Annotated in this window: 22 protein-coding genes; 10 read left to right on the plus strand and 12 right to left on the minus strand. The window is 67.1% G+C overall.

What is annotated here, in order from left to right; translation table 11 throughout:
• The first annotated feature begins 117 nt into the window (after positions 1-117).
• Together HDC94_RS07310 and HDC94_RS07315 are read left to right on the plus strand one after the other, a co-directional pair.
• Entirely contained in the window at positions 118-687 is a 570-nt protein-coding gene (locus HDC94_RS07310) for a PadR family transcriptional regulator (RefSeq protein WP_179496266.1), read from the plus strand.
• Complete coding sequence (locus tag HDC94_RS07315; protein ID WP_179496268.1) at positions 684-2135, plus strand: MFS transporter; 1452 nt, start codon at positions 684-686, stop codon at positions 2133-2135. Before HDC94_RS07310 ends, HDC94_RS07315 begins: the two co-directional genes overlap by 4 nt.
• Here HDC94_RS07315 and HDC94_RS07320 read toward each other — a convergent pair.
• Positions 2132-3229 carry an acyltransferase family protein gene (locus HDC94_RS07320; RefSeq protein ID WP_179496270.1) on the minus strand — a complete coding sequence of 366 codons (1098 nt, stop codon included), beginning with the start codon at positions 3227-3229 and terminating at the stop codon, positions 2132-2134. The genes HDC94_RS07315 and HDC94_RS07320 overlap by 4 nt on opposite strands.
• A 32-nt stretch (positions 3230-3261) precedes the next feature.
• Here HDC94_RS07320 and HDC94_RS07325 point away from each other — a divergent pair, with 32 nt between their 5' ends.
• On the plus strand, positions 3262-4038 hold the full coding sequence (locus HDC94_RS07325; RefSeq protein ID WP_179496272.1) for an SDR family oxidoreductase: 777 nt from the start codon (positions 3262-3264) through the stop codon (positions 4036-4038).
• Here HDC94_RS07325 and HDC94_RS07330 read toward each other — a convergent pair.
• Positions 4035-5513 carry an MFS transporter gene (locus tag HDC94_RS07330; RefSeq protein WP_179496274.1) on the minus strand — a complete coding sequence of 493 codons (1479 nt, stop codon included), beginning with the start codon at positions 5511-5513 and terminating at the stop codon, positions 4035-4037. The two genes, HDC94_RS07325 and HDC94_RS07330, sit on opposite strands and share 4 nt — an antisense overlap.
• Before the next feature lie 41 nt (positions 5514-5554).
• On the opposite strand from HDC94_RS07330, the gene HDC94_RS07335 reads away from it, so the two are divergent.
• The 5 genes from HDC94_RS07335 to HDC94_RS07355 are packed head-to-tail and all read left to right on the plus strand — an operon-like array spanning position 5555 to position 9094.
• Positions 5555-6037: a phosphoribosyltransferase gene (locus tag HDC94_RS07335; RefSeq protein WP_179496276.1), complete on the plus strand. Its 483-nt coding sequence runs from the start codon at positions 5555-5557 to the stop codon at positions 6035-6037.
• Between the two features lie 6 nt (positions 6038-6043).
• Positions 6044-6721 (plus strand): uracil-DNA glycosylase, encoded by a 678-nt coding sequence (locus HDC94_RS07340; protein ID WP_179496278.1) that lies wholly within the window; start codon positions 6044-6046, stop codon positions 6719-6721.
• 20 nt (positions 6722-6741) lie between these two features.
• Positions 6742-7647, plus strand: a complete 906-nt coding sequence (locus tag HDC94_RS07345) for an ATP-binding cassette domain-containing protein (RefSeq protein WP_179496280.1) — start codon at positions 6742-6744, stop codon at positions 7645-7647.
• Entirely contained in the window at positions 7644-8459 is an 816-nt protein-coding gene (locus HDC94_RS07350) for an ABC transporter permease (protein WP_179496282.1), read from the plus strand. Before HDC94_RS07345 ends, HDC94_RS07350 begins: the two co-directional genes overlap by 4 nt.
• 56 nt (positions 8460-8515) lie before the next feature.
• Positions 8516-9094, plus strand: coding sequence for a GNAT family N-acetyltransferase (locus HDC94_RS07355; RefSeq protein ID WP_179496284.1), 579 nt, complete (start codon positions 8516-8518; stop codon positions 9092-9094).
• A 3-nt stretch (positions 9095-9097) separates the two neighbouring features.
• Here HDC94_RS07355 and HDC94_RS07360 read toward each other — a convergent pair whose 3' ends face one another.
• From HDC94_RS07360 to HDC94_RS07375, 4 genes are all read right to left on the minus strand, one after another.
• Entirely contained in the window at positions 9098-9424 is a 327-nt protein-coding gene (locus HDC94_RS07360; protein ID WP_179496286.1) for a multidrug efflux SMR transporter, read from the minus strand.
• 104 nt (positions 9425-9528) lie between these two features.
• Positions 9529-10287: an ABC transporter permease gene (locus tag HDC94_RS07365; protein ID WP_179496288.1), complete on the minus strand. Its 759-nt coding sequence runs from the start codon at positions 10285-10287 to the stop codon at positions 9529-9531.
• Complete coding sequence (locus HDC94_RS07370) at positions 10284-11177, minus strand: ABC transporter ATP-binding protein (RefSeq protein ID WP_179496289.1); 894 nt, start codon at positions 11175-11177, stop codon at positions 10284-10286. Before HDC94_RS07370 ends, HDC94_RS07365 begins: the two co-directional genes overlap by 4 nt.
• Positions 11174-11530 (minus strand): GntR family transcriptional regulator, encoded by a 357-nt coding sequence (locus HDC94_RS07375; protein WP_179496291.1) that lies wholly within the window; start codon positions 11528-11530, stop codon positions 11174-11176. The genes HDC94_RS07370 and HDC94_RS07375 overlap by 4 nt, the downstream gene beginning before the upstream one ends.
• Positions 11531-11616: 86 nt before the next feature.
• On the opposite strand from HDC94_RS07375, the gene HDC94_RS07380 reads away from it, so the two are divergent.
• Positions 11617-13020, plus strand: a complete 1404-nt coding sequence (locus HDC94_RS07380) for an amidase (RefSeq protein WP_179498911.1) — start codon at positions 11617-11619, stop codon at positions 13018-13020.
• 7 nt (positions 13021-13027) lie between these two features.
• Here HDC94_RS07380 and HDC94_RS07385 read toward each other — a convergent pair whose 3' ends face one another.
• A complete protein-coding gene (locus tag HDC94_RS07385) occupies positions 13028-13579 on the minus strand; it encodes a hypothetical protein (RefSeq protein WP_179496293.1) in 552 nt (183 codons plus the stop codon).
• A 93-nt stretch (positions 13580-13672) separates the two neighbouring features.
• Between HDC94_RS07385 and HDC94_RS07390 the strand changes: the two genes are divergently transcribed.
• The gene (locus HDC94_RS07390) at positions 13673-14017 is read left to right on the plus strand and encodes a siderophore-interacting protein (RefSeq protein ID WP_179496295.1); all 345 of its coding nucleotides are present in this window, start codon (positions 13673-13675) and stop codon (positions 14015-14017) included.
• Position 14018: 1 nt separating this feature from the next.
• On the opposite strand, the gene HDC94_RS07395 is transcribed toward HDC94_RS07390, so the two are convergent.
• From HDC94_RS07395 to HDC94_RS07415, 5 genes are read right to left on the minus strand one after another with little or no spacing between them, the layout of a single operon-like run.
• Positions 14019-14825 carry an SDR family NAD(P)-dependent oxidoreductase gene (locus tag HDC94_RS07395; protein WP_179496297.1) on the minus strand — a complete coding sequence of 269 codons (807 nt, stop codon included), beginning with the start codon at positions 14823-14825 and terminating at the stop codon, positions 14019-14021.
• Positions 14822-15187 carry a hypothetical protein gene (locus HDC94_RS07400; protein ID WP_179496299.1) on the minus strand — a complete coding sequence of 122 codons (366 nt, stop codon included), beginning with the start codon at positions 15185-15187 and terminating at the stop codon, positions 14822-14824. The genes HDC94_RS07395 and HDC94_RS07400 overlap by 4 nt, the downstream gene beginning before the upstream one ends.
• A gap of 32 nt (positions 15188-15219) precedes the next feature.
• Positions 15220-16638: an NAD(P)/FAD-dependent oxidoreductase gene (locus HDC94_RS07405; protein ID WP_179496301.1), complete on the minus strand. Its 1419-nt coding sequence runs from the start codon at positions 16636-16638 to the stop codon at positions 15220-15222.
• A gap of 32 nt (positions 16639-16670) precedes the next feature.
• Positions 16671-17438: an arginase family protein gene (locus tag HDC94_RS07410; protein WP_179496303.1), complete on the minus strand. Its 768-nt coding sequence runs from the start codon at positions 17436-17438 to the stop codon at positions 16671-16673.
• A gap of 59 nt (positions 17439-17497) precedes the next feature.
• On the minus strand, positions 17498-18238 hold the full coding sequence (locus tag HDC94_RS07415; protein WP_179496305.1) for a PspA/IM30 family protein: 741 nt from the start codon (positions 18236-18238) through the stop codon (positions 17498-17500).
• Between the last annotated feature and the right edge of the window lie 28 nt (positions 18239-18266).

An 18266-nucleotide genomic window follows, 5' to 3' on the forward strand; every position in this document is an offset into this window, starting at 1 on the left:
ACCCGGGAAGCCGGGGCGACTGCGAGCCTAGGTTCGGCCCTGTGGACGGTCAACGGGTGCCGACACGGGGCGTAACAGGAAGTTGCGCTACTTGACTAGTCATGCGAGAGTAGTCGCGTGTCATCCATTCGCCTCTTCGTCCTCGGCACCTTCGCCGAGCGTGGGCCGCTGCACGGTCACGCTCTCCGGCTCATCGCCGACGAGGAGCACATCGACGAGTGGGCGGATGTCACCCCGGGCGCGATCTACGGCGCGATCAAGCGTCTCGCCCTCGAGGGGCTGATCGCCCCCGTGCGCGTCGAGCGCGAGGGCAACTACCCGGAGCGGCAGGTGTACGAGATCACGGAGGAGGGGCGGGACGCACTCCGCGACATCCGTGCTGCCGCCCTCGTGGACATCGTCTACCGCCCGGACCCCTTCGACCTCGCGATGGCGAGACTCGGCACGGAGAATCTCGACTCCCTCGAGGAGATACTCGAGGCACGCCTCGCCGAGCTGCGGGCCCGACTCGATGCCGATGACATTCAATCCGAACGTATCGCCCAGTACCTCACCCTCACCGAACAGCACGTCGTCCGCCACGATCGCCACCGGCTCCTCGGTGAGATCGCCTGGCACGAGGAACTGCTCGCCGCTCTACCCCAGATTCTCGACGACGAACGCTCCAGGAAAGGGCGCGCATCATGACGACAACCGACCCCATCAGCCCCACGACCGTGTCACCCCGTCGTGCCTGGCTGGCGCTGACCGTACTTCTCGCCGGCATGTTCATGGCGCTGCTCGACACGACGATCGTCAACGTCGCGCTGCCGACCATCCGCACGAGCCTCGACGCCTCGGAGTCCACGCTCTCCTGGATCATCTCCGGCTATGCGCTCGCCTTCGGCCTCGTGCTCATCCCGGCCGGTCGCATCGGCGACCGCTTCGGTCACAAGTGGGTCTTCATCGTCGGTCTGGCGATCTTCACCGCCGCAAGTGTGTGGTGCGGACTCGCCGAGGACAGCACGCACCTCATCATCGCCCGCGTCGTGCAGGGGCTCGGCGGTGGCATCTTCTTCCCGCCCGTGCAGGCGTTCATCCAGCTCATGTTCGAACCGCGCAAGCGCGGGAAGCCGTTCGGGATCATGGGTGCCGTAATCGGCGTCTCGTCGGCCCTCGGCCCTATCGTGGGCGGACTGCTCATCGAGGCGATCGGTGAGGAGAACGGCTGGCGCTGGATCTTCGCGGTCAACGTGCCGATCGGGATCGTTGCGCTCATCGCCGCCGTCGTGCTGCTGCCGAAGGGCGCGGAGGGCAAGAAGCTGTCGACGGACGTCGTGGGCCTTGCGCTCCTCAGTGGTTCACTGGTCGCGATCCTCGTGCCGCTCATTCAGGGCGAGGACGAGGGCTGGCCCCTGTGGACCTACCTGTCCCTCGCGGGAGGTGTGCTTCTCCTTGTCGCGTTCGCCTTCTGGGAGCGCCGGGTCGAGTCGCGCGGTGCGGAACCGCTCGTGCCCCCGCGATTGTTCTCCCACCCGTCCTTCACCGGCGGCACGATTCTCGCCCTCGTGTTCTTCGCCGCGTTCACGAGCATCTTCTTCACGCTCTCGATCTTCTGGCAGTCCGGTCTCGGGCACTCGGCGCTCGAATCCGGGCTCGTCTCCGTTCCCTTCGCCATTGGCAACATCATCGGAGCGAGCCAGAGCGACCGGATCGCCCAGCGCCTCGGTCGAACCGTTCTCGTGATCGGTATCGCGCTGCTGTCGATCGGTCTGATCGCCCTCTTCGTCATCCTCCTGGTGATGTCGCCGGCCGACCTCACCAATTGGCACCTGCTCGTGCCGCTGTTCATCGCGGGGTTCGGCTCGGGGCTGTTCATCGCTCCCAATGCGCGTTTCATCGTCGCGACCGTGGATCGAACCGAGGCCGGGGCGGCGAGCGGTGTTATCGGCACCATGCAGCGCATCGGGTCCGCCGTCGGCATCGCGGTCATCGGTGCCGTGTTCTTCGGGAACATCGGCCCCATCGCCGGGCCTGCGGACCTGCCCGTGGCGTTCGGCCAGGCGGCAGTGCCTGCACTCGCGGTGAGTGCGGTCTTCGCGATCGTGGCGTTCGGACTCGTCTTCGCGCTCCCCAAGCGCGTCGACATGCACTAGGTCCGGTCAGGCCTGAGTGGTTCTTCGGCGGTGCCCTCGCGGAAGAGCCACGCTGGCTTCGGCTCGATGAGGGGTCGGAACACTCGGCGGATGAACGGCATCGCGAGCACGATCGAGACGCCGATGCATCCGATCGCGACAAGGATCAGCACCCACGGCGACCAGAGATCGCCCTTCAGGATGCCGCTCTCCCGCACCGGGTAGAGCACAAAACTGTGCAGCAGGTAGACGTACATCGTGCCCTGCCCGAGCGGGGTGATCCACGACGACGATCGCGGCACGAGCAGCAGGAACGCGAAACTCAGCACCACCCCGACCGCGATGAGTCCGAGCCGCACGAGCCCCGCCCACCACTGGTCGTTGCCAAGGTCGCTGTAGGAGTCGAGGTAGAAGAACCAGAACCGCAGGTTCACGGCTCGGAACGGTTCGATGAACGCGATGATGACCGCGAGCCACACCGCGAAGAGGGCGAGTGCTCCGCCGCGGAGCCACCAGCTCACGCGCTCGTCGAGCCGCCAGCGCTCGACGAGCTTCCACTCCCGCAGTTTCCAGCCCAGCAGGAAGAAGGGCAGGAGCCCGAACGTCCGCGACAGCGAGAACGTGGAGTCGATGTTGGGCAGGTAGGCGACGCCGATCGACAGCGCAACCGACCAGAGGAGCGGCCACCGCAGCAGCGCGAGGTAGGGCAGCACGAGACGGAAGATCCCGAGTGCGAGCAGGAACCACAGCGTCCAGCTCGGCTTCGTCGGGTTGAACTCCTGCTTGCCCTCGACGAGCCACTGAACGACGGTCCAGATCGTCTCCATGATGATGTACGGCAGGAGGATGTCGGTGAGCACCCGTTTCATCCCGCGAACCGTCGGCGGTCCGGATGCCGAGAAGTAGCCGCTGATGATGGCGAAGGCCGGGATGTGGAACGCGTAGATGAACAGGTAGAGCACCATCGCCGCGTCATCCGTCGGAGTGAGTCGCTGGATTCCGTGCCCGATCACGACGAGGGTCACGGCGGCGAACCTCGCGTTGTCCCAGAAGGGCACCCGCTTCTTCGCGGGAGCGACGGTGGCTGTCGTGGCGGACGCTGTGCTCTCGGTCATCGTGGCCAGCCTATCCGCGGTACTTTTGGTCGATGGTTGGTCGGCGCGCAGTAGTCACGGGAGCAAGTTCGGGTATCGGAGCGGCCACGGTTCGCCTCCTGAGGAAGAACGGCTGGGACGTCGTCGGCGTTGCGCGACGCGAGGACAGGCTCATCGCGCTCGCCGAGGAGACCGGCACGGAGATCTTCGTGGCCGACGTCACGAAGCAGTCCGACGTGGATGCGCTCCGTGACTTCCTCTCCGGCCTCGGCCCGATCCACGCCCTCGTGAACAACGCCGGTGGTGCCTACGGTCTCGCCTCCGTCGAGGAGAGCGACGCGGAGGACTGGGTGCGCATGTACGACGTCAATGTCGTGGGCACCAAGCGCGTGACATCCGCTCTCCTGCCGCTGCTGCGTGCGGGAATCGAACCGGGGAGCACGGCGAGCATCGTCATGATCACGTCGATTGCCGGCCACGTCCTCTACGAGGGTGGCGGGGGATACAACGCCGCGAAGTTCGCCGAGCACGCCCTCACGGGTGTGCTGCGCCTCGAGCTCGCAGGCGAGCCCATCCGTGTCATCGAGATTGCTCCCGGAATGGTCAAGACCGAGGAGTTCTCCCTCGTGCGTTTCGGGGGCGACCAGGCCAAGGCCGACGCCGTCTACGACAACGTGCCGGACCCGCTCTACGCCGACGACATCGCCGAGGCGATCGTGCACGCCATGGAACTCCCGCCGTTCGTCGACCTCGATCTCGTCACGATCAAGCCCGTCGCGCAGGCTGCGCCCCACAAGGTCATGCGGGGAACGCTCCAGCCCAAGAGCTAGCGGTCGGTCGGCTCCTCGACGAAGCCGGCGAACTCCTCGGCATCGACCTCGATGTCGGCGAAGGCGAGCTTCGGCACCAGGAAGAGCAGCACAGCTGCGATCAGGGCAGTGCCACCGCAGATGGCGAAGACGGTCATGTAGCCGAGCAGGCTCGACGCAGTCTGGGTGACGGCGGATGCCGCGCCCGCTGCGAGCACGATGGCGAAGATCGCCGACGCGAACGAGCCGCCGATGGTCTTGGTGGTGTTCGTGAGGCCGGTGGCGACACCCGTCTGGCCGCGTGGCGCGGCAGCCGCTGCGGCCGCGGGCAGGGCTCCCACGAGCGCACCGGAGCCGAGGCCCGCGATGGCCATGTTGACGAAGACCCCGACGACGGTCGTGTGGTTCACGAGGAACAACAGGTACCCCGTGGCCACGAAGAACGCCGCGACGATGAGCGCAACGCGCGGACTTGTCCACTTCGACAGGCGCGGGAAGATCAGCGCGCCAATGATCATCGAGACCAGGTAGGCGCCGATCAGGTAGGAGATGACATCGGCCTCCAGGCCGAGCCCGTAGCCGTTCACGGGATCGGTGCCCGCAAAGGTCGCGAGCGGTGCTTGCGCGCCGAGGATGCTCACGCCCACGAGACCCGCCGTGAGCTGCACGGGCCACATCGTCGGCTGGCGAAGCACGCGGAGGTCGATGGCCGGGTCCTTCTGGCGCAACTCGTAGCGACCCCACGGAATAAAGACGAGCACGCCGACGACCATGAAGACGTAGACCCACCACGTGCCCGGGCCGTTGATGCGGAGGAATGTGAGCCCCGACGTGATCAGGAGCAGTCCGAGGGTGAGCACGATGAACCCGACGAGGTCGAGGTTGCGACCCGGGAGCGGCTTGGACTCCGGCACCCCGAACAGAATGGCGAAGAACACGAGGGTGACGGCGATCGCGGGAACCATGAGTGTCGTCTGCACGTCCCCGCCCAGAGCGGTGAAGATGCGTCCACCACCGAGCGCCCCGAGGATGGCTCCCGCCTCCAGCGCGACCACGAGGTATCCGGCGGCGCGCCTGGTCTGGGATGCTCCGGTGCCCGTCGTGCGCCCGCGGTCGAAGATGAGGGCGACCTCGAGCGGCAGCCAGACGACGTAGAAGCCCTGCAGCGCCCAGGCAATGAGGAACGTCGTGAAGTCCCCCGTGAACGCGAGGGCCCAGGTCGCGCCAGCGGTCAACACGGTTGAGATGAGCAGGATCCGTTTGTGGCCGTACATGTCGCCGAGCTTCGCGAGGATCGGAACGACGATCGCGCTGAGAAGGAGCTGGGCGGCCTCGAACCAGTTGAAGTCGGCATCGCGGATGCCGAGATGCTCCACCAGGTCGGGGATGAGGGGCACATAGAACCCCTGCAGGATTCCGCTGACGAGCTCGACGAGGAACAGGTACCCCACGAGGCCGAGTGTGATGGCTCCGGCCTTGCCGCGAACAAGAGACATGAACGGATGCTAGCCCCTCCCGGCCCCGGTAGCGTTGTCCCATGGCTGACGACGTGCGCGAGATTCTGACCTGGGACGATTTCGGGAGTGCATCCCGCGAACTGGCGGAGGATGTGCTGCGCAGCGGCTATGAGCCCGAGCTCGTGGTGGCCGTTGCTCGAGGCGGCCTGCTGCTCGCCGGAGGAGTGGCGTACGCGCTCGGAATCAAGAGCTGCGGCGCCGTGAATGCCGAGTTCTACACGGGTATCGGCACGCGCCTACCTGAGCCCATCATGCTCCCGCCCCTGCTAGACGAGGCCTCCATCGTGGGCAAGAAGGTGCTGCTCGTCGACGACGTCTCCGACTCCGGGCGCACCCTCAAGATGGTCGTAGGGCTCCTCGAGGCGGCCGGTGCCGAGGTGCGCACCGTGTGCCTGTACACCAAGCCGGGCACCGTCCACGAGCCCGACTACGCCTGGCGCAGGACTCCGCACTGGATCGTCTTCCCGTGGTCGGCGCTGCCCCCGGTGACGATCGAGGGCTAAGAGCCGGTGACTCCCCGCCCCCTGACCGAGCTCGTCGCGCCGGACTGGGCCGAAGCCCTCGCGCCGGTCGCCGGGCAGATCGCCGAACTGGGCGACTTCCTGCGCGCGGAGACCGCGGCGGGGAGGGGATACCTGCCCGCGGGCAGCAACGTCCTGCGCGCCTTTGCGGCGCCGATGGCCGACGTGCGGGTGCTGATCGTCGGGCAGGACCCGTACCCGACGCCGGGGCATCCGATCGGCCTGTCGTTCGCGGTCGATCGCGACGTTCGCCCCGTACCGCGCAGCCTCCAGAACATCTACCGCGAGCTCCGCGACGACCTCGGAATCGAGACGCCAGCTCATGGCGACCTCACGGCATGGTCCCAGCACGGCGTGATGCTCCTCAACCGCGTCCTGACTGTCCGTGCAGGCGCCTCGGGGTCACATCGGGGCAAGGGCTGGGAGAAGGTCACCGAGGCGGCGATCCGCGCGCTCGTGGCACGCGGTGGCCCGCTTGTGGCGATCCTGTGGGGGAGGGATGCCGCGACCCTCACGCCGCTCCTGGGGCAGACCCCGATCATCCAGTCGGCCCACCCCAGCCCCCTCTCGGCGTCGGGGGGATTCTTCGGCTCGCGCCCGTTCAGCCGAGCCAACGAGCTGCTCGAGTCCCAGGGCGCGCCGCCGGTGGACTGGCGCCTGACCTAGCTCCTCGATAGGGTTGTTCTATGCCGGATAGAACAACTATTGAGTTCTCGGGCCTGACGAAGACGTTCGGTGCGGTCACAGCGGTCAGCGACCTGACCTTCACGGTCGAGCCGGGAGTCGTCACCGGCTTCCTCGGCCCCAATGGCGCAGGCAAGACCACGAGCCTCCGGATGCTGCTCGGTCTCGTCACACCCACCAGTGGCACCGCCACATTCGGCGGGGTCGCCTACCGCGACCTGGAGAGGCCGCTCGCCACCGTCGGCACGGCCCTCGAGGCCTCGAGCTTCCACCCCGGGCGCAGCGCGCGAAAGCACCTGCAGGTCTACGCCGCCGCAGCAGCCCTTCCGGCTTCGAGGATCGAGTTCGTGCTCGGGCTCGTCGGCCTCACTCCCTACGCGGACCGTCGCGTCGGCGGCTACTCCATGGGCATGCGCCAACGGCTCGGGCTCGCCTCGGCCCTCCTCGGTGACCCGGGTGTGCTCGTTCTCGACGAGCCCACGAACGGGCTCGACCCCGAGGGCATCCGCTGGATGCGTGGATTCCTGCGCTCTCGAGCAGCAGAGGGCCGCACGGTGCTCGTCTCGTCGCACGTGCTCTCCGAGGTGCAGCAGAGCGTTGACCGCGTCATCATCATCTCGAAGGGTCGAGCCGTCTTCGAGGGAACGCTTGCCTCACTCGAGGGCACGAGCGCGGTGCGGGTCGACGCGACAGACCAGCGCTCGCTGCGTGCGGCTCTCGCCGTCGCGGGATTCGAGGCGACCCCGACCGATTCGGGCCTGATCGTCACCGGCGCGACCCCCGAGGAGATCGGGCGCCTCGCGCTCGCCGCGGGAATCCCGCTGACCCTCCTCGCAGCGCAGCAGTCCGGTCTCGAGGACGCCTTCCTCGATCTCGTATCCACGGATGAGACGGGAGCGGCAGCATGATCGCGGCCCTGAGGTCGGAACTCCTCAAGCTCACCTCGGTCCGACTGTGGTGGGTACTCCTGCTCATCCTCGTCGGGTATGTCGGGTTCACGGCAGCGCTACTCGCGGGACTCTTCGGTGCGATCAGCGCGCAGCCCGGCCAGGCGGACGCTCCCCAGCTGCCCGCAGAAGTCCTGCCGCCCATCGTCTACAGCACCGCCACGGCGATCGGGTACGTCTTCCCGCTCATCCTCGGGGCACTCGCGGTGACGAGCGAGTTCCGCTACCAGACGCTCACGCCGACGTTCCTCGCGCAGCCGCGCCGGGGCGTCGTGCTCGGGGCCAAGCTGGTCGTGCTGGCCATCGCCGGAGCGGTGTACGGGATTGCAGCGCTCGTGGCATCCGTCGGCCTGGGTGCCCCGGTGCTCGGGTTCACGGGTGTGCCGACCGCGCTCGATGTCTCGGACACCTGGTTGCTCATGGCGCGCGTCGTACTCGCCATGGGTCTCTGGGCTGCCGTCGGAGTGGGGCTGGGAACCCTCATTCCCAACCAGATCGCGTCGATCGTCATCGTGCTGGCGTTCACACAGTTCCTCGAGCCGATCCTGCGCTTCGGCACTGCATTCATCGACTGGACGGCGGCGGTCGGCCGCTTCCTGCCCGGGGCCGCGAGCGATGCGCTCGTGGGCGCGAGCGTGTACACGTCGCTCGGCGTCGGTAGCTCGACCGTGGAGGCTCTCGAATGGTGGCAGGGTGGCCTCGTGCTCGCGGCCTACGGCGTCGTGATCGCGGTAGCTGGAGCGTTCACGACGTGGCGCCGGGATGTGACCTGAGCGAGCCCATGACCCCGTAGGCTCGACTGCACTGGTTGGGTGGTGAGGAGAGGTCCGTGCTCGAGGAAGAATACGTCTCCCGCCGGCGCCTACCCCCGCACCTGCGCCCGGGCGCGAAGCCCGAGGCACCGTTCGAGTACACCGTGCGGGATGCCACGGCCAAGGATCTCCCGTACGTGCGTGAGATCTACAACCACTACGTCATGAACTCCACCGTCACCTTCGACGAGTCGCCGATGACGCTCGCAGAGATCAAGCGCAAGTTCGCCAAGGTCACCGAGAAGAAGATGCCCTTCATCGTCGCGGAGAACCCCTCCGGCCAGCTCCTCGGATACGCCTACGTGTACCCGTGGAAGGAAAAGGCGGCCTACCGCTACACGGTGGAGAACTCGATCTACCTCGGGCCGGCCTCGACGGGGAAGGGTCTTGGCCGGGTGCTGCTCGGAGAGCTCATCGACCGCTCGAAGAAGGCGGGCATCAAGGAGATCATCGCCGTGATCGCCGACAAGGGTGCCGAGGCATCTATCGCGATCCACAAGGACTTCGGCTTCAAGGAGATCGGGCACATGGGCAAGGTCGGTTTCAAGTTCGACCGCTGGCTCGGCACTGTGCTCATGCAGAAGTCCCTCAAGTAGCGGCTAGTGCTTGCCGCCCAGTTCCAGGAGTGCCACACCCGCGACCACGAGCACGATGCCGGCGATCTGCTGCCAGGTGAGTAGCTCTCCGAACGCGAGCCAGCTGATGATCGCCACGAGCACGACACCCACGCCGGCCCAGATCGCGTAGGCGATGCCGAGGGGCACACCACGCGAGAGCGTCTGCGACAGCATGAAGAAAGCGAAGACGTAACCGATTCCCACGATCGGGTAGGCCCACCACACCGCCTTCTCGCCGGAGGTGAACTTCAGGAACGTCGTCGCGATGACTTCACCGGCGATGGCGAGGGCGAGGAACAGGTATCCCACGGGGTCTCCTTACTGTGCGTTCCTCGATCATCTCGCGCCGGGGCGACGGGACGTGACGGATGCCCGGCGGAATCACTCCTCGCCGGGCATCCGTCAGACCGTTCCTAGCTCTTGGGGGTTGCTCGCTGCAGGAACAGGAACCCCGTCACGGCGGCGATGACCGTGACGACATAGGACCAGGCGACCGTCCCCTGCACTCCGGACGTCACGAAGAAGTTGCCCACGGCCGGCCAACTCTCGGTGAACGTCACGAGTGCGGCGAGACCCACGAGCAGGAGAGTCAGCGCGATGAAGAACGCTGACACGCCGTTCGCCTTCCACCGAACGTAGACGGTCGCGATCGCCGAACCGAAGAAGAGGAAGAACAGGAGCAGGGTGAAGATCACGAACAGCCGCTCCGGCCAGGTCTCACCGAACCAGACCGCGGTGAACATGCGGCCGCCGAGGCCCCATCCGTTCGTCGCAGTTTCGATGATGGAGAGGATCGTCAGCCCAATCGAGAACATGGCGGCGAGCAGCACGTTGGTGAGCGATGTGCCGAGCCAGAAATCACGTCGAGTGACCCCGTAGCCGAGGGCGAGCGGGAACGTGAGATTGATCGTCTGGATGGCCACGATCATCATGTAGATGAAGATGAACCCGGAGGCGCCACTGTACTGCAGGCCCTTGGCGACACTCGCCGCGTTCTGGGCACCCGCGGCGCTGAAGATGATCCACCAGATGAGGTAGTTCACCAGGAAGATGAAGCCGAGGATCATCCAGGGCATGACGATGGCCGTCCACGGATTGACCGTGTTGAGCTTGAGCACATTGAGGATGCGGCGGCCGGTGCTCAGGGGCTGGGGGATGCTGAGGGTGTTCATGCGCTGTGCTCCAGATCCTTCTCGGAGGTGTTGGTCCTTCTGACGATGAGTTGCTGCAGTGAGACGGGCGACAGCTCGAGCCCCGCTGCTTGGGCTGCCGCGCGATCCTCCGCACTCAGCCCGGCGATCGTGACGGAGGCGAGCCCGCCGATGGTGTCGCGCTGGAGCACCTCACGGGAGCCGATGAACCGGTCGACTGCCGATGTGGTGCCCACGACTGCGGTGGCGGTGCCACGGAGCTCGTCGGCGTTCTGGTCGATGATGATGCGACCGTTGTCGATCACGAGGACGTGCTCGAGCAGGTTCGCGACCTCGTCGATCAGGTGTGTCGAGAGGATGATCGTGCGCGGGTGCTCCGCGTAGTCCTCGAGCAACCTGTCGTAGAAGGTCTGCCGGGCAACGGCATCGAGGCCCAGGTAGGGCTCGTCGAAAAAGGTCAGCGGTGCGCGTGAGGCGAGCCCGACGATCACTCCGATCGACGACAGCTCACCGCGTGAGAGCTTCTTGATGCGCTGCTGGGTCGGCAGGCGGAAGTCCTCGATGAGGCGCTCGGCGTACTCGGCGTCCCAGTTGGCGAAGAACCACGGTGCGCTGCGGAAGACGTGCTTGACGCGGAAGTCATCCGGGTACTTCTGGCTTTCCTTGATGAACGACGTGCGCTGGAGCACCCGGGCGTTCTCGACGGGGGACTCGCCGAACACTCGGATCGTGCCGGACGTGGCGAAGTCCTGCCCGGTGAGCAGCTGCATGAGTGTCGTCTTGCCTGCTCCGTTGCGACCGAGCAGGCCGTAGATCTTGTTCTCGTCGATGGTGAAGGTGACGTCGTCAACGGCGGCGAGTGAGCCGAACCGGCGAGTGAGTCCTGTCACCTCGATCACGGGGCTGGTCATGCGTTGTGTTCCTTTCGAATCATGTCGGTGAGCTCGCCCGGCGCGATGCCGAGCTTGCGTGCTTCGGTCACCAGCGGCTGCACGAAGTCAGCACGGAACTGGTCGCGGCGCTTGCCGATGAGCCTGTTGCGGGCTCCCGCGGCAACGAACATCCCGATGCCGCGCTTCTTGTAGAGAATCCCGTTGTCCACGAGCAGGCTGACTCCTTTGAGGGCTGTAGCGGGGTTGATGCGGTAGAACGCGGCGAACTCGTTGGTGGAGGGCACCTGGGCCTCCTCGGCGAGGCCGCCGGCGATGATGTCGTTCTCGATCTGTTCCGCGATCTGCGTGAAGATCGGACGTGAATCGTCCATCGCACCTCCTCTCGGTTCTTGGGTTAGTTACTTGAGTAACTAACTAAGCAGGTCTATTCGCGGATGTCAACACCTAGGCTCGGATGGTGCTCGAACTCCACCACCTCAGCGCCGTCGAACAGCTCGACCTGCTCCGTCGCGGTGACCTCACCCCCGTGGAACTCACCGAGCACTACCTCGAACGGATCGACCGCATCGACGGCGACCTGGGTGCGTTCGTGACCGTCACGGCGGACGCCGCGCTCGACCGGGCGCACCGGGTGCAGGCGGATTCACCGCACGCCGCAGCACTCTGGGGCATGCCCTTGGGTCTCAAGGATCTCTGGGCGACGGCCGGAACACGCACCACATACGGGTCGCGCGCCTTCGAACACGTTGTGCCCGACATCTCCGACGAGATCGTGACGGCCCTCGAGGATGCCGGTTCGGTGAGCCTCGGCAAGACGGCCACACCAGAATTCGGGCTCTCGTCGTACACGGAGTCGCTCGTGAGTGCCCCGACCCGCACCCCGTGGGACCTCTCGCTGGGCGCTGGCGGCAGCAGCGGGGGAGCGGCCGTCGCCGTCTCGGCTGGTCTGCTCCCGTTCGCCCCGGCCTCGGACGGCGGTGGGTCGATCCGGATCCCGGCCGCCGCCACCGGGCTCGTGGGACTCAAACCCTCACGCGGTCGAGTGCCGTCCGGCTCGGGGTTCACGAGCCTCGCGGGCCTGGTCGCGTACGGAGCAATCGGCCGGAGCGTCGGCGACGTCGGACTGCTGCTCGACGCGATTGCCGGGCCGTCGCCCTGGTCCGTCGGCCCGCCGACGTGGGACGAAGGGCCGTGGCTCGGCGCCGCCGTGCGTGGCGAGGGCCGGTACCAGGTGGGCGTGATGACGAGTTCGCCGTGGGACGCCAGCCACGACATCCGGATCTCCCAGGAGGCGACGGATGCCCTCGCCGTCGCGACCACGGAGCTCGCGGCCATCGGCCACGGACTGGACGACTTCGCGCTCGACCCGGAGCCCTACGGAGAGCACTTCAAGGTCATCTGGCAGGCATCCGCAGCCGGGATTCCCGTCGAGGGTGATCGGCTCGAGTTGCTGGAGCCCCTCACGCGATGGCTCGTGGAGCAGGGTCGCGCGCTGGGAGCACGGCGGTTGGCCGAGGCGCTCGCCTGGCTTGCGGGGTACGAGCGCCGGGTCATCCGTCAGTTCGCACCGTTCGATGCAGTGCTCACGCCGGCGCTCGCGATGACACCGCGCCCGGTCGGGTGGTACTCAGAGGACGGCGAGCGCAACTTCGACCAGCAGGTGGAGTACACGCCATGGACGAGCTTCGTGAACGTCGCGGGCCTGCCCGCGATCGTGCTCCCCGTTCACCAGACGGCGAAAGGTCTCCCCATGGGCGTCCAGCTCATCGGCCGCCCCGGCGGTGAGGACGTTCTGCTGTCCCTCGGAGTCCAGCTGGAGCGGCGCCTCCGCTGGCAGCGGCGCCATCCACCGCAGTGGTAGCTGCCCGCTAGGCCCCGGGCCAGTTGGCGACGATCGCCGTCAGGCTGTCCGGGCTGCTGGCCATCCACCAGTTGCCGTCGCGGAAGAAGTAGTCCAGTCCCGGTGGCTGCCGGCCGGAGACGTCGGTGTAGAGCGTCCCCCGATCCACGGACGAGGCCACGTAGCTCTCCGAGAGAAGGCGCTCCTCCTGCACCGCTTGCGCATCGGCGTCGATGGGGGATGCGGCATAGAAGGCGCCGATCTCGTCTCCTGCCGCAACGGCGCACACCACTCCGCCGTACTCCTCGAAGAGGGCTACGGGTGAACCCTCATTCCTGATCTTGTCGAGGTAGTCCCGGCCTGCAAGGGTGTCGGCCGCTGTGGCCCAGAGTTCGGGCCCGAGCAGCGACTCGCAGGTGAGCGCGATTGCGCTCGGTGTCGGTGTGGGAGATGGCGTCGCGGATGCTGAGGTTACCGCAGTGGGAATCGGGGTGGACGCTGGGGCATCGGACGTGCAGGCGGCGAGCGATGCCGTGAGCAGCACGACGACGGTCACGGGGACGAGGCGCTGTAGTGACATGACCTCAGCATATCGAGAATGACTCATGTGCACGCTGCGGGTTGGCTGGGAGGCCTGTTTGTTTAGGTAAGGCATGCCTATACTGGAACGGCAATGACCACCACCCTTCCCGCCTCCTGGCAGCCGACCGCTGCTCATCGCCTGCTCCTCGCGGGCGACGAGACCGCCATCCCCGAGATGCGCGCCATGCTCGCCACGCTTCCGGCTTCGGCCCGCGGGCAGGTCTTCGTCGAGGTGCAATCCGCCTCGGACGTCGAGGTGCTCGATGCTCCCGGACGCTTCACGATCACGTGGCTCGTGCGCGACCGCGGGCAGCAGCTCCGCCGGTCGGTGGACGCGTGGCTGAGCGAGATGCTCCCGGTCTCCGCCTTCACGGAGAGCACCGTCTACGCGTGGATCGCGTCGGACGGACAGGCCCGCCTCCTCAGCTCGAACTGAGTCAGCCGAGCCCGACGAGTCGTGCAGACTCGGCCCAGAGGCCCTCGCCAACGCCGGGCGCGAGCCCGCTGCGGTGCACGATTCCGTTCGGCTTGAGGCGGTCGAAATACGTTCCGTTGATCGCTGGCACCACATCGGGCGCTGCCAGCGCGATGAGCGGTGCTGCGCCTTCTTCCGGGCTGATCGACAGCCTGCCCGGTGTGACCTTGTTGCCGAGTTTCATGAGCGGGGACTCCGCGCCGAAGCTCGTCTCCACGAAACCTGGATGGAACGAGTACGAGTCGATGCCCGTCCGCGCCGCGAGCTCGCGCGCGAAGACGATGGTCGCGATCTTGCTCGTGCCGTAGGCTCGCCATCCGCCGAGCCACGGCCGACGCTCCCACTGGAGGTCGTCGAGCCGCAGGTTGCCAAAGCGGTTGGCGACGCTCGCCGTGCCGATGACACGGCCGCCCTCGAGCTGGGGGAGCAGGAGGTTCGTGAGCAGGAACGGGGCGAGGTGGTTGTGCTGGATCGTCCGCTCGTACCCGTCGGCCGAGCGTCCCCGCTGGTGGATGAGGCCCCCGGCGTTGTTGGCGAGAACATCGATGCGGGGGTACTCCGCCGCGAGGGATGCCGCGAGCTCACGCACCGAGTCGAGACTGTCGTAGTCCGCGAGGAAGGATCGTGCACCGATCCCGGCGGCGACGGAGGCAGTGCGCTCCGGATTACGGCCGACCACGACGACCTCGAGTCCCTGCTCGGAGAGCCGCCGTGCGGCAACCGCGCCGATGCCGGAGCTCGCTCCTGTGATGACTGCGATGCGCGTCACACGTACCCACCCTTCTTCAATCCCGCTTCGATCTCGAACCGATTCGCCAGCGGGTTCTGCCCGGCCATGACGTACAGCGGGACGAAGGCGAGCCCGTACCTGCGCCATTGCGCCCGGTGCACGGCCTCGTGCTCGAGTACCGAGTCTGACACGGTCGTGGAGGTCAGGTAGACCGCGCCGATGGTCGTGCCACCCCGACCGAAGGCCCAGGTGGGCATCCCACGAGCCACGATGACGCCGCCCTGCCGCGAGATCCTGAAACGGCTGAGGATCGCACCCCACACGAAACCGCTCGCGGTGGCGAACCAGTAGCCGGGTCGTGCGATCACGGGGCTGAGCAGCACGGCGCGAAGCCAGCGCACCCTGCTCAATCGAACGAGGCCACCCCGTACCGTCACGAATCCCGGCCGTAGGTCTCGAGAAGCCTGAGCCAGATCTCGCTCAGGGTGGGGTAGGCGGGTACGCCGTGCCAGAGCCGCTCGATCGGGATTTCGCCCACGATCGCGAAGGTCGCGGACTGCAGGAGCTCGCTCACATCCTGTCCGACGAAGGTGACGCCAAGGATGACACGTCGCTTCTCGTCGACGATCATCCGGGCCTTGCCGCGGTAGTGGTCGGCCTGGATTGTCGCGCCGGCGACCCACGAGATGTCGTAGTCGACGACGCGCACGTCGAGACCCTGCTTCGCGGCCTCGGCCGAGGTGATGCCGACGGATGCCACCTCCGGGTCGGAGAACGTCACCTGCGGCACTGCGGAGTGATCGGCCGTGGCCACGTGCCGACCCCAGGGCGCGTCATCCACCGGTTCGCCCTTCGCGCGCGCCGCGATGACATCGCCCGCGGCCCTCGCCTGGTACTTGCCCTGGTGCGTGAGCAGTGCGCGGTGGTTGACGTCGCCCGTGGCGTAGAGCCAGTCGATACCGGGCACCCGCATCGTGTCATCCACGGTGATCCAATCGCCCGGCGTGAGACCGACGGTCTCCAGCCCGAGGTCGGTCGTTCGCGGAACCCGCCCGGTGGCCACGAGCACTTCCGTCGCCGTCACCGTGTCGCCGTCGGAGTGGATCACGATGCCGGCATCCGTACGCTCCACGCGAGTTGGTGAAGCCCTGCGAACATCGACACCGAGGTCGCGGAGCCCTTCGCCCACGAGCTCGCCAGCGAAGTCCTCCTGATTGGTGAGCAGCCCGCTGCGCGCGAAGATCGTGACGGTCGTGCCGAAACTCGCATAGGCGGTCGCCATCTCAACGGCGACGACACCGCCGCCGATGATCGCGAGCGAGTCCGGGGCGGTGCGAGCGCTCGTGGCATCCCTCGGCGTCCAGGGGTTCGCGTCGAGGAGGCCGGGAATGTCCGGCAGCAAAGGGTCGGAGCCCGTGCTCACGACCACGGCGTGGCGTGCGCGAACCGTGCGGCTCGTGCCGTCGGCAGCAGTGACGGTCAGCTCCTTCTCGGCGGTGATGCGGGCGTGACCTCGGATGAGTGCGATACCAGCGCTCTCCACCCACTTCACCTGGCTCGAGTCATCCCAGTCGTGCGTGATCCTCGTGCGTCGGGCCAGGACCGCCTGCACATCGAGTTCTCCGGTCACGGCCTCCCGCGCGCCCTCGAGCCGCTGGGCTGCACGCAATGCGAGCCCGCTGCGAATCAATGCCTTCGACGGCATACACGCCCAATACGAGCATTCTCCGCCCACGAGCTCGCTATCGATGAGCACCGCGGTCAGTCCGCCCTGCACCGCACGGTCCGCGACATTCTCGCCAACGGCGCCCGCCCCGATCACCACGACGTCGTACTCATCCACGTGTGCCATGGCTTCAGCCTAGAGTCGTGGCTCCCGTCCCACTAGGACGGACGTGCGGTGAGTGCGGCGATGATCCTCAGCACGGTCGACATGTCGCTCGAGGCGGCATCCACGCTCGCGGGTGCGAAGGCGGCGATCCCGGCCCCAGCGAGCGAGAAACGAGTCGTCAGCGCGCGGATCGACTCGACGAGCGCCGTGGCGCGGACCCCGAAGGGCTGCGGTGCGGCGAGCCCCTCGATGTCGGCCGGATCCAGCACGTCGAGATCGACGTGGATGTAGACGGATGCAGCGCCCGTGGCTTCGACGGCGGCGACGAGTCGTTCGGCCGTGACATCCGCTGGTGCGAGCACCGGGATGCCCGACTCTGCGAGGTACTCGTCCTCGGCTTCGTCGAACGACCTCACCCCGGCCAGAACGATCTGGGATGGCTCAAGCGGGTTCGGCGGGACAAGCTCGCTCGCACCCTCGCCGAGGAGGGTGCGCAGCACCATTCCGCCGAAAGCCCCAGAGGGGCTGGACTCGGGGGTGTTGAGGTCGGGGTGCGCGTCGAACCAGACGACCGCGACATCCGGATTCGCTATCGAACCGACGGCACCGATCTCGACACCGCAGTCGCCCCCGATCGTGATGACGGGGGAGGGGAGCCTGCCGATCTGCTCGGTGACCCGGTCCCTGACGATGGCGATCGAGGAGAGCCTGAGCACTCCCGTGCCCTGGGCGTCGCCAGCCTCGAGAGGGATTTCCACATCGTGTGTTGACGCACTCGGCAGGTCACCGCGGATCGCCTCGGCGCCGTCGACGAGCCGCATGGCGCGTGAGGACCCGGAGCCCTGCCACTGCGGGACAACCAGGAACGATGCCGCCACCGTTACTCGCCGGCCGTGACCGCCTTGGGGGCGGCACCCGATTTCAGGGCGGCCAGACGGGCGTCGATCTCGACCTGCGCATCGAGGTCCTCGAGGACCTCGAACTGGGCGTCGAGGCTGGATGCCGCGAGCTCCTGCTGCCCGAGGACCTTGGCCTCCTCGCGGCGGATCTTGTCCTCGAAACGACTGATCTCGCTGGTCGGGTCGAGCAGATCGATGGAGCCGATGGCCTCGTGGACCTGCTGCTGGGCCGCTGCCGTCTTGGCGCGTGCAACGAGCTCGTCGCGCTTCGACGTGAGCTCCGAGAGCTTGGCCCGCATGCCGTCGAGACCCTTCTTGAGCTGCTCGACGACGGTCGTCTGGGACGCGATGGTCGGCTCGGCCGACTTCGCCTCGTTCTCCGCGGACACCTGCTTGCCGATCGCGACGCGAGCCAGGTTGTCGAACTTGTCGGCGTCCGCAGCGTTCCCAGCGGTGCGCAGCTCGTCGGCCTTCGCGCTCGCGGCGAGTGCCTTGCGGCCCCAATCGGCGGCGGCCGCGACATCCTCGGCGTGGTCCTGCTCCATAAGGCGGAGGTTGCCGATCGTCTGCGCGACGGCGCTCTCGGCCTCGGCGATCGAGTTCGTGTAGTCCCGCACGAGCTGGTCGAGCAGCAGCTGCGGGTCCTCGGCCTGGTCGATGAGCGAGTTGATGTTCGCCTTGAGCAGCTGGGTGATGCGTCCGAGGATGGATTGCTTGGCCATGAGCCGTGCCTTTCGTTGAGGGTCGAAC

This window comes from Leifsonia sp. AK011, assembly GCF_013410945.1.
Taxonomy (GTDB): domain Bacteria; phylum Actinomycetota; class Actinomycetes; order Actinomycetales; family Microbacteriaceae; genus Rhodoglobus.

Bases quoted from the DNA above. Each gene is read 5' to 3' on its own strand.
- HDC94_RS07315 (WP_179496268.1), top strand. From the start codon at position 684: ATGACGACAACCGACCCCATCAGCCCCACGACCGTGTCACCCCGTCGT.
- HDC94_RS07320 (WP_179496270.1), bottom strand. From the start codon at position 3,229: ATGACCGAGAGCACAGCGTCCGCCACGACAGCCACCGTCGCTCCCGCG.
- HDC94_RS07325 (WP_179496272.1), top strand. From the start codon at position 3,262: ATGGTTGGTCGGCGCGCAGTAGTCACGGGAGCAAGTTCGGGTATCGGA.
- HDC94_RS07330 (WP_179496274.1), bottom strand. From the start codon at position 5,513: ATGTCTCTTGTTCGCGGCAAGGCCGGAGCCATCACACTCGGCCTCGTG.
- HDC94_RS07335 (WP_179496276.1), top strand. From the start codon at position 5,555: ATGGCTGACGACGTGCGCGAGATTCTGACCTGGGACGATTTCGGGAGT.
- HDC94_RS07345 (WP_179496280.1), top strand. From the start codon at position 6,742: ATGCCGGATAGAACAACTATTGAGTTCTCGGGCCTGACGAAGACGTTC.
- HDC94_RS07350 (WP_179496282.1), top strand. From the start codon at position 7,644: ATGATCGCGGCCCTGAGGTCGGAACTCCTCAAGCTCACCTCGGTCCGA.
- HDC94_RS07365 (WP_179496288.1), bottom strand. From the start codon at position 10,287: ATGAACACCCTCAGCATCCCCCAGCCCCTGAGCACCGGCCGCCGCATC.
- HDC94_RS07370 (WP_179496289.1), bottom strand. From the start codon at position 11,177: ATGACCAGCCCCGTGATCGAGGTGACAGGACTCACTCGCCGGTTCGGC.
- HDC94_RS07375 (WP_179496291.1), bottom strand. From the start codon at position 11,530: ATGGACGATTCACGTCCGATCTTCACGCAGATCGCGGAACAGATCGAG.
- HDC94_RS07385 (WP_179496293.1), bottom strand. From the start codon at position 13,579: ATGTCACTACAGCGCCTCGTCCCCGTGACCGTCGTCGTGCTGCTCACG.
- HDC94_RS07390 (WP_179496295.1), top strand. From the start codon at position 13,673: ATGACCACCACCCTTCCCGCCTCCTGGCAGCCGACCGCTGCTCATCGC.
- HDC94_RS07405 (WP_179496301.1), bottom strand. From the start codon at position 16,638: ATGGCACACGTGGATGAGTACGACGTCGTGGTGATCGGGGCGGGCGCC.
- HDC94_RS07410 (WP_179496303.1), bottom strand. From the start codon at position 17,438: ATGCGGCTCGTCGACGGCGCCGAGGCGATCCGCGGTGACCTGCCGAGT.
- HDC94_RS07415 (WP_179496305.1), bottom strand. From the start codon at position 18,238: ATGGCCAAGCAATCCATCCTCGGACGCATCACCCAGCTGCTCAAGGCG.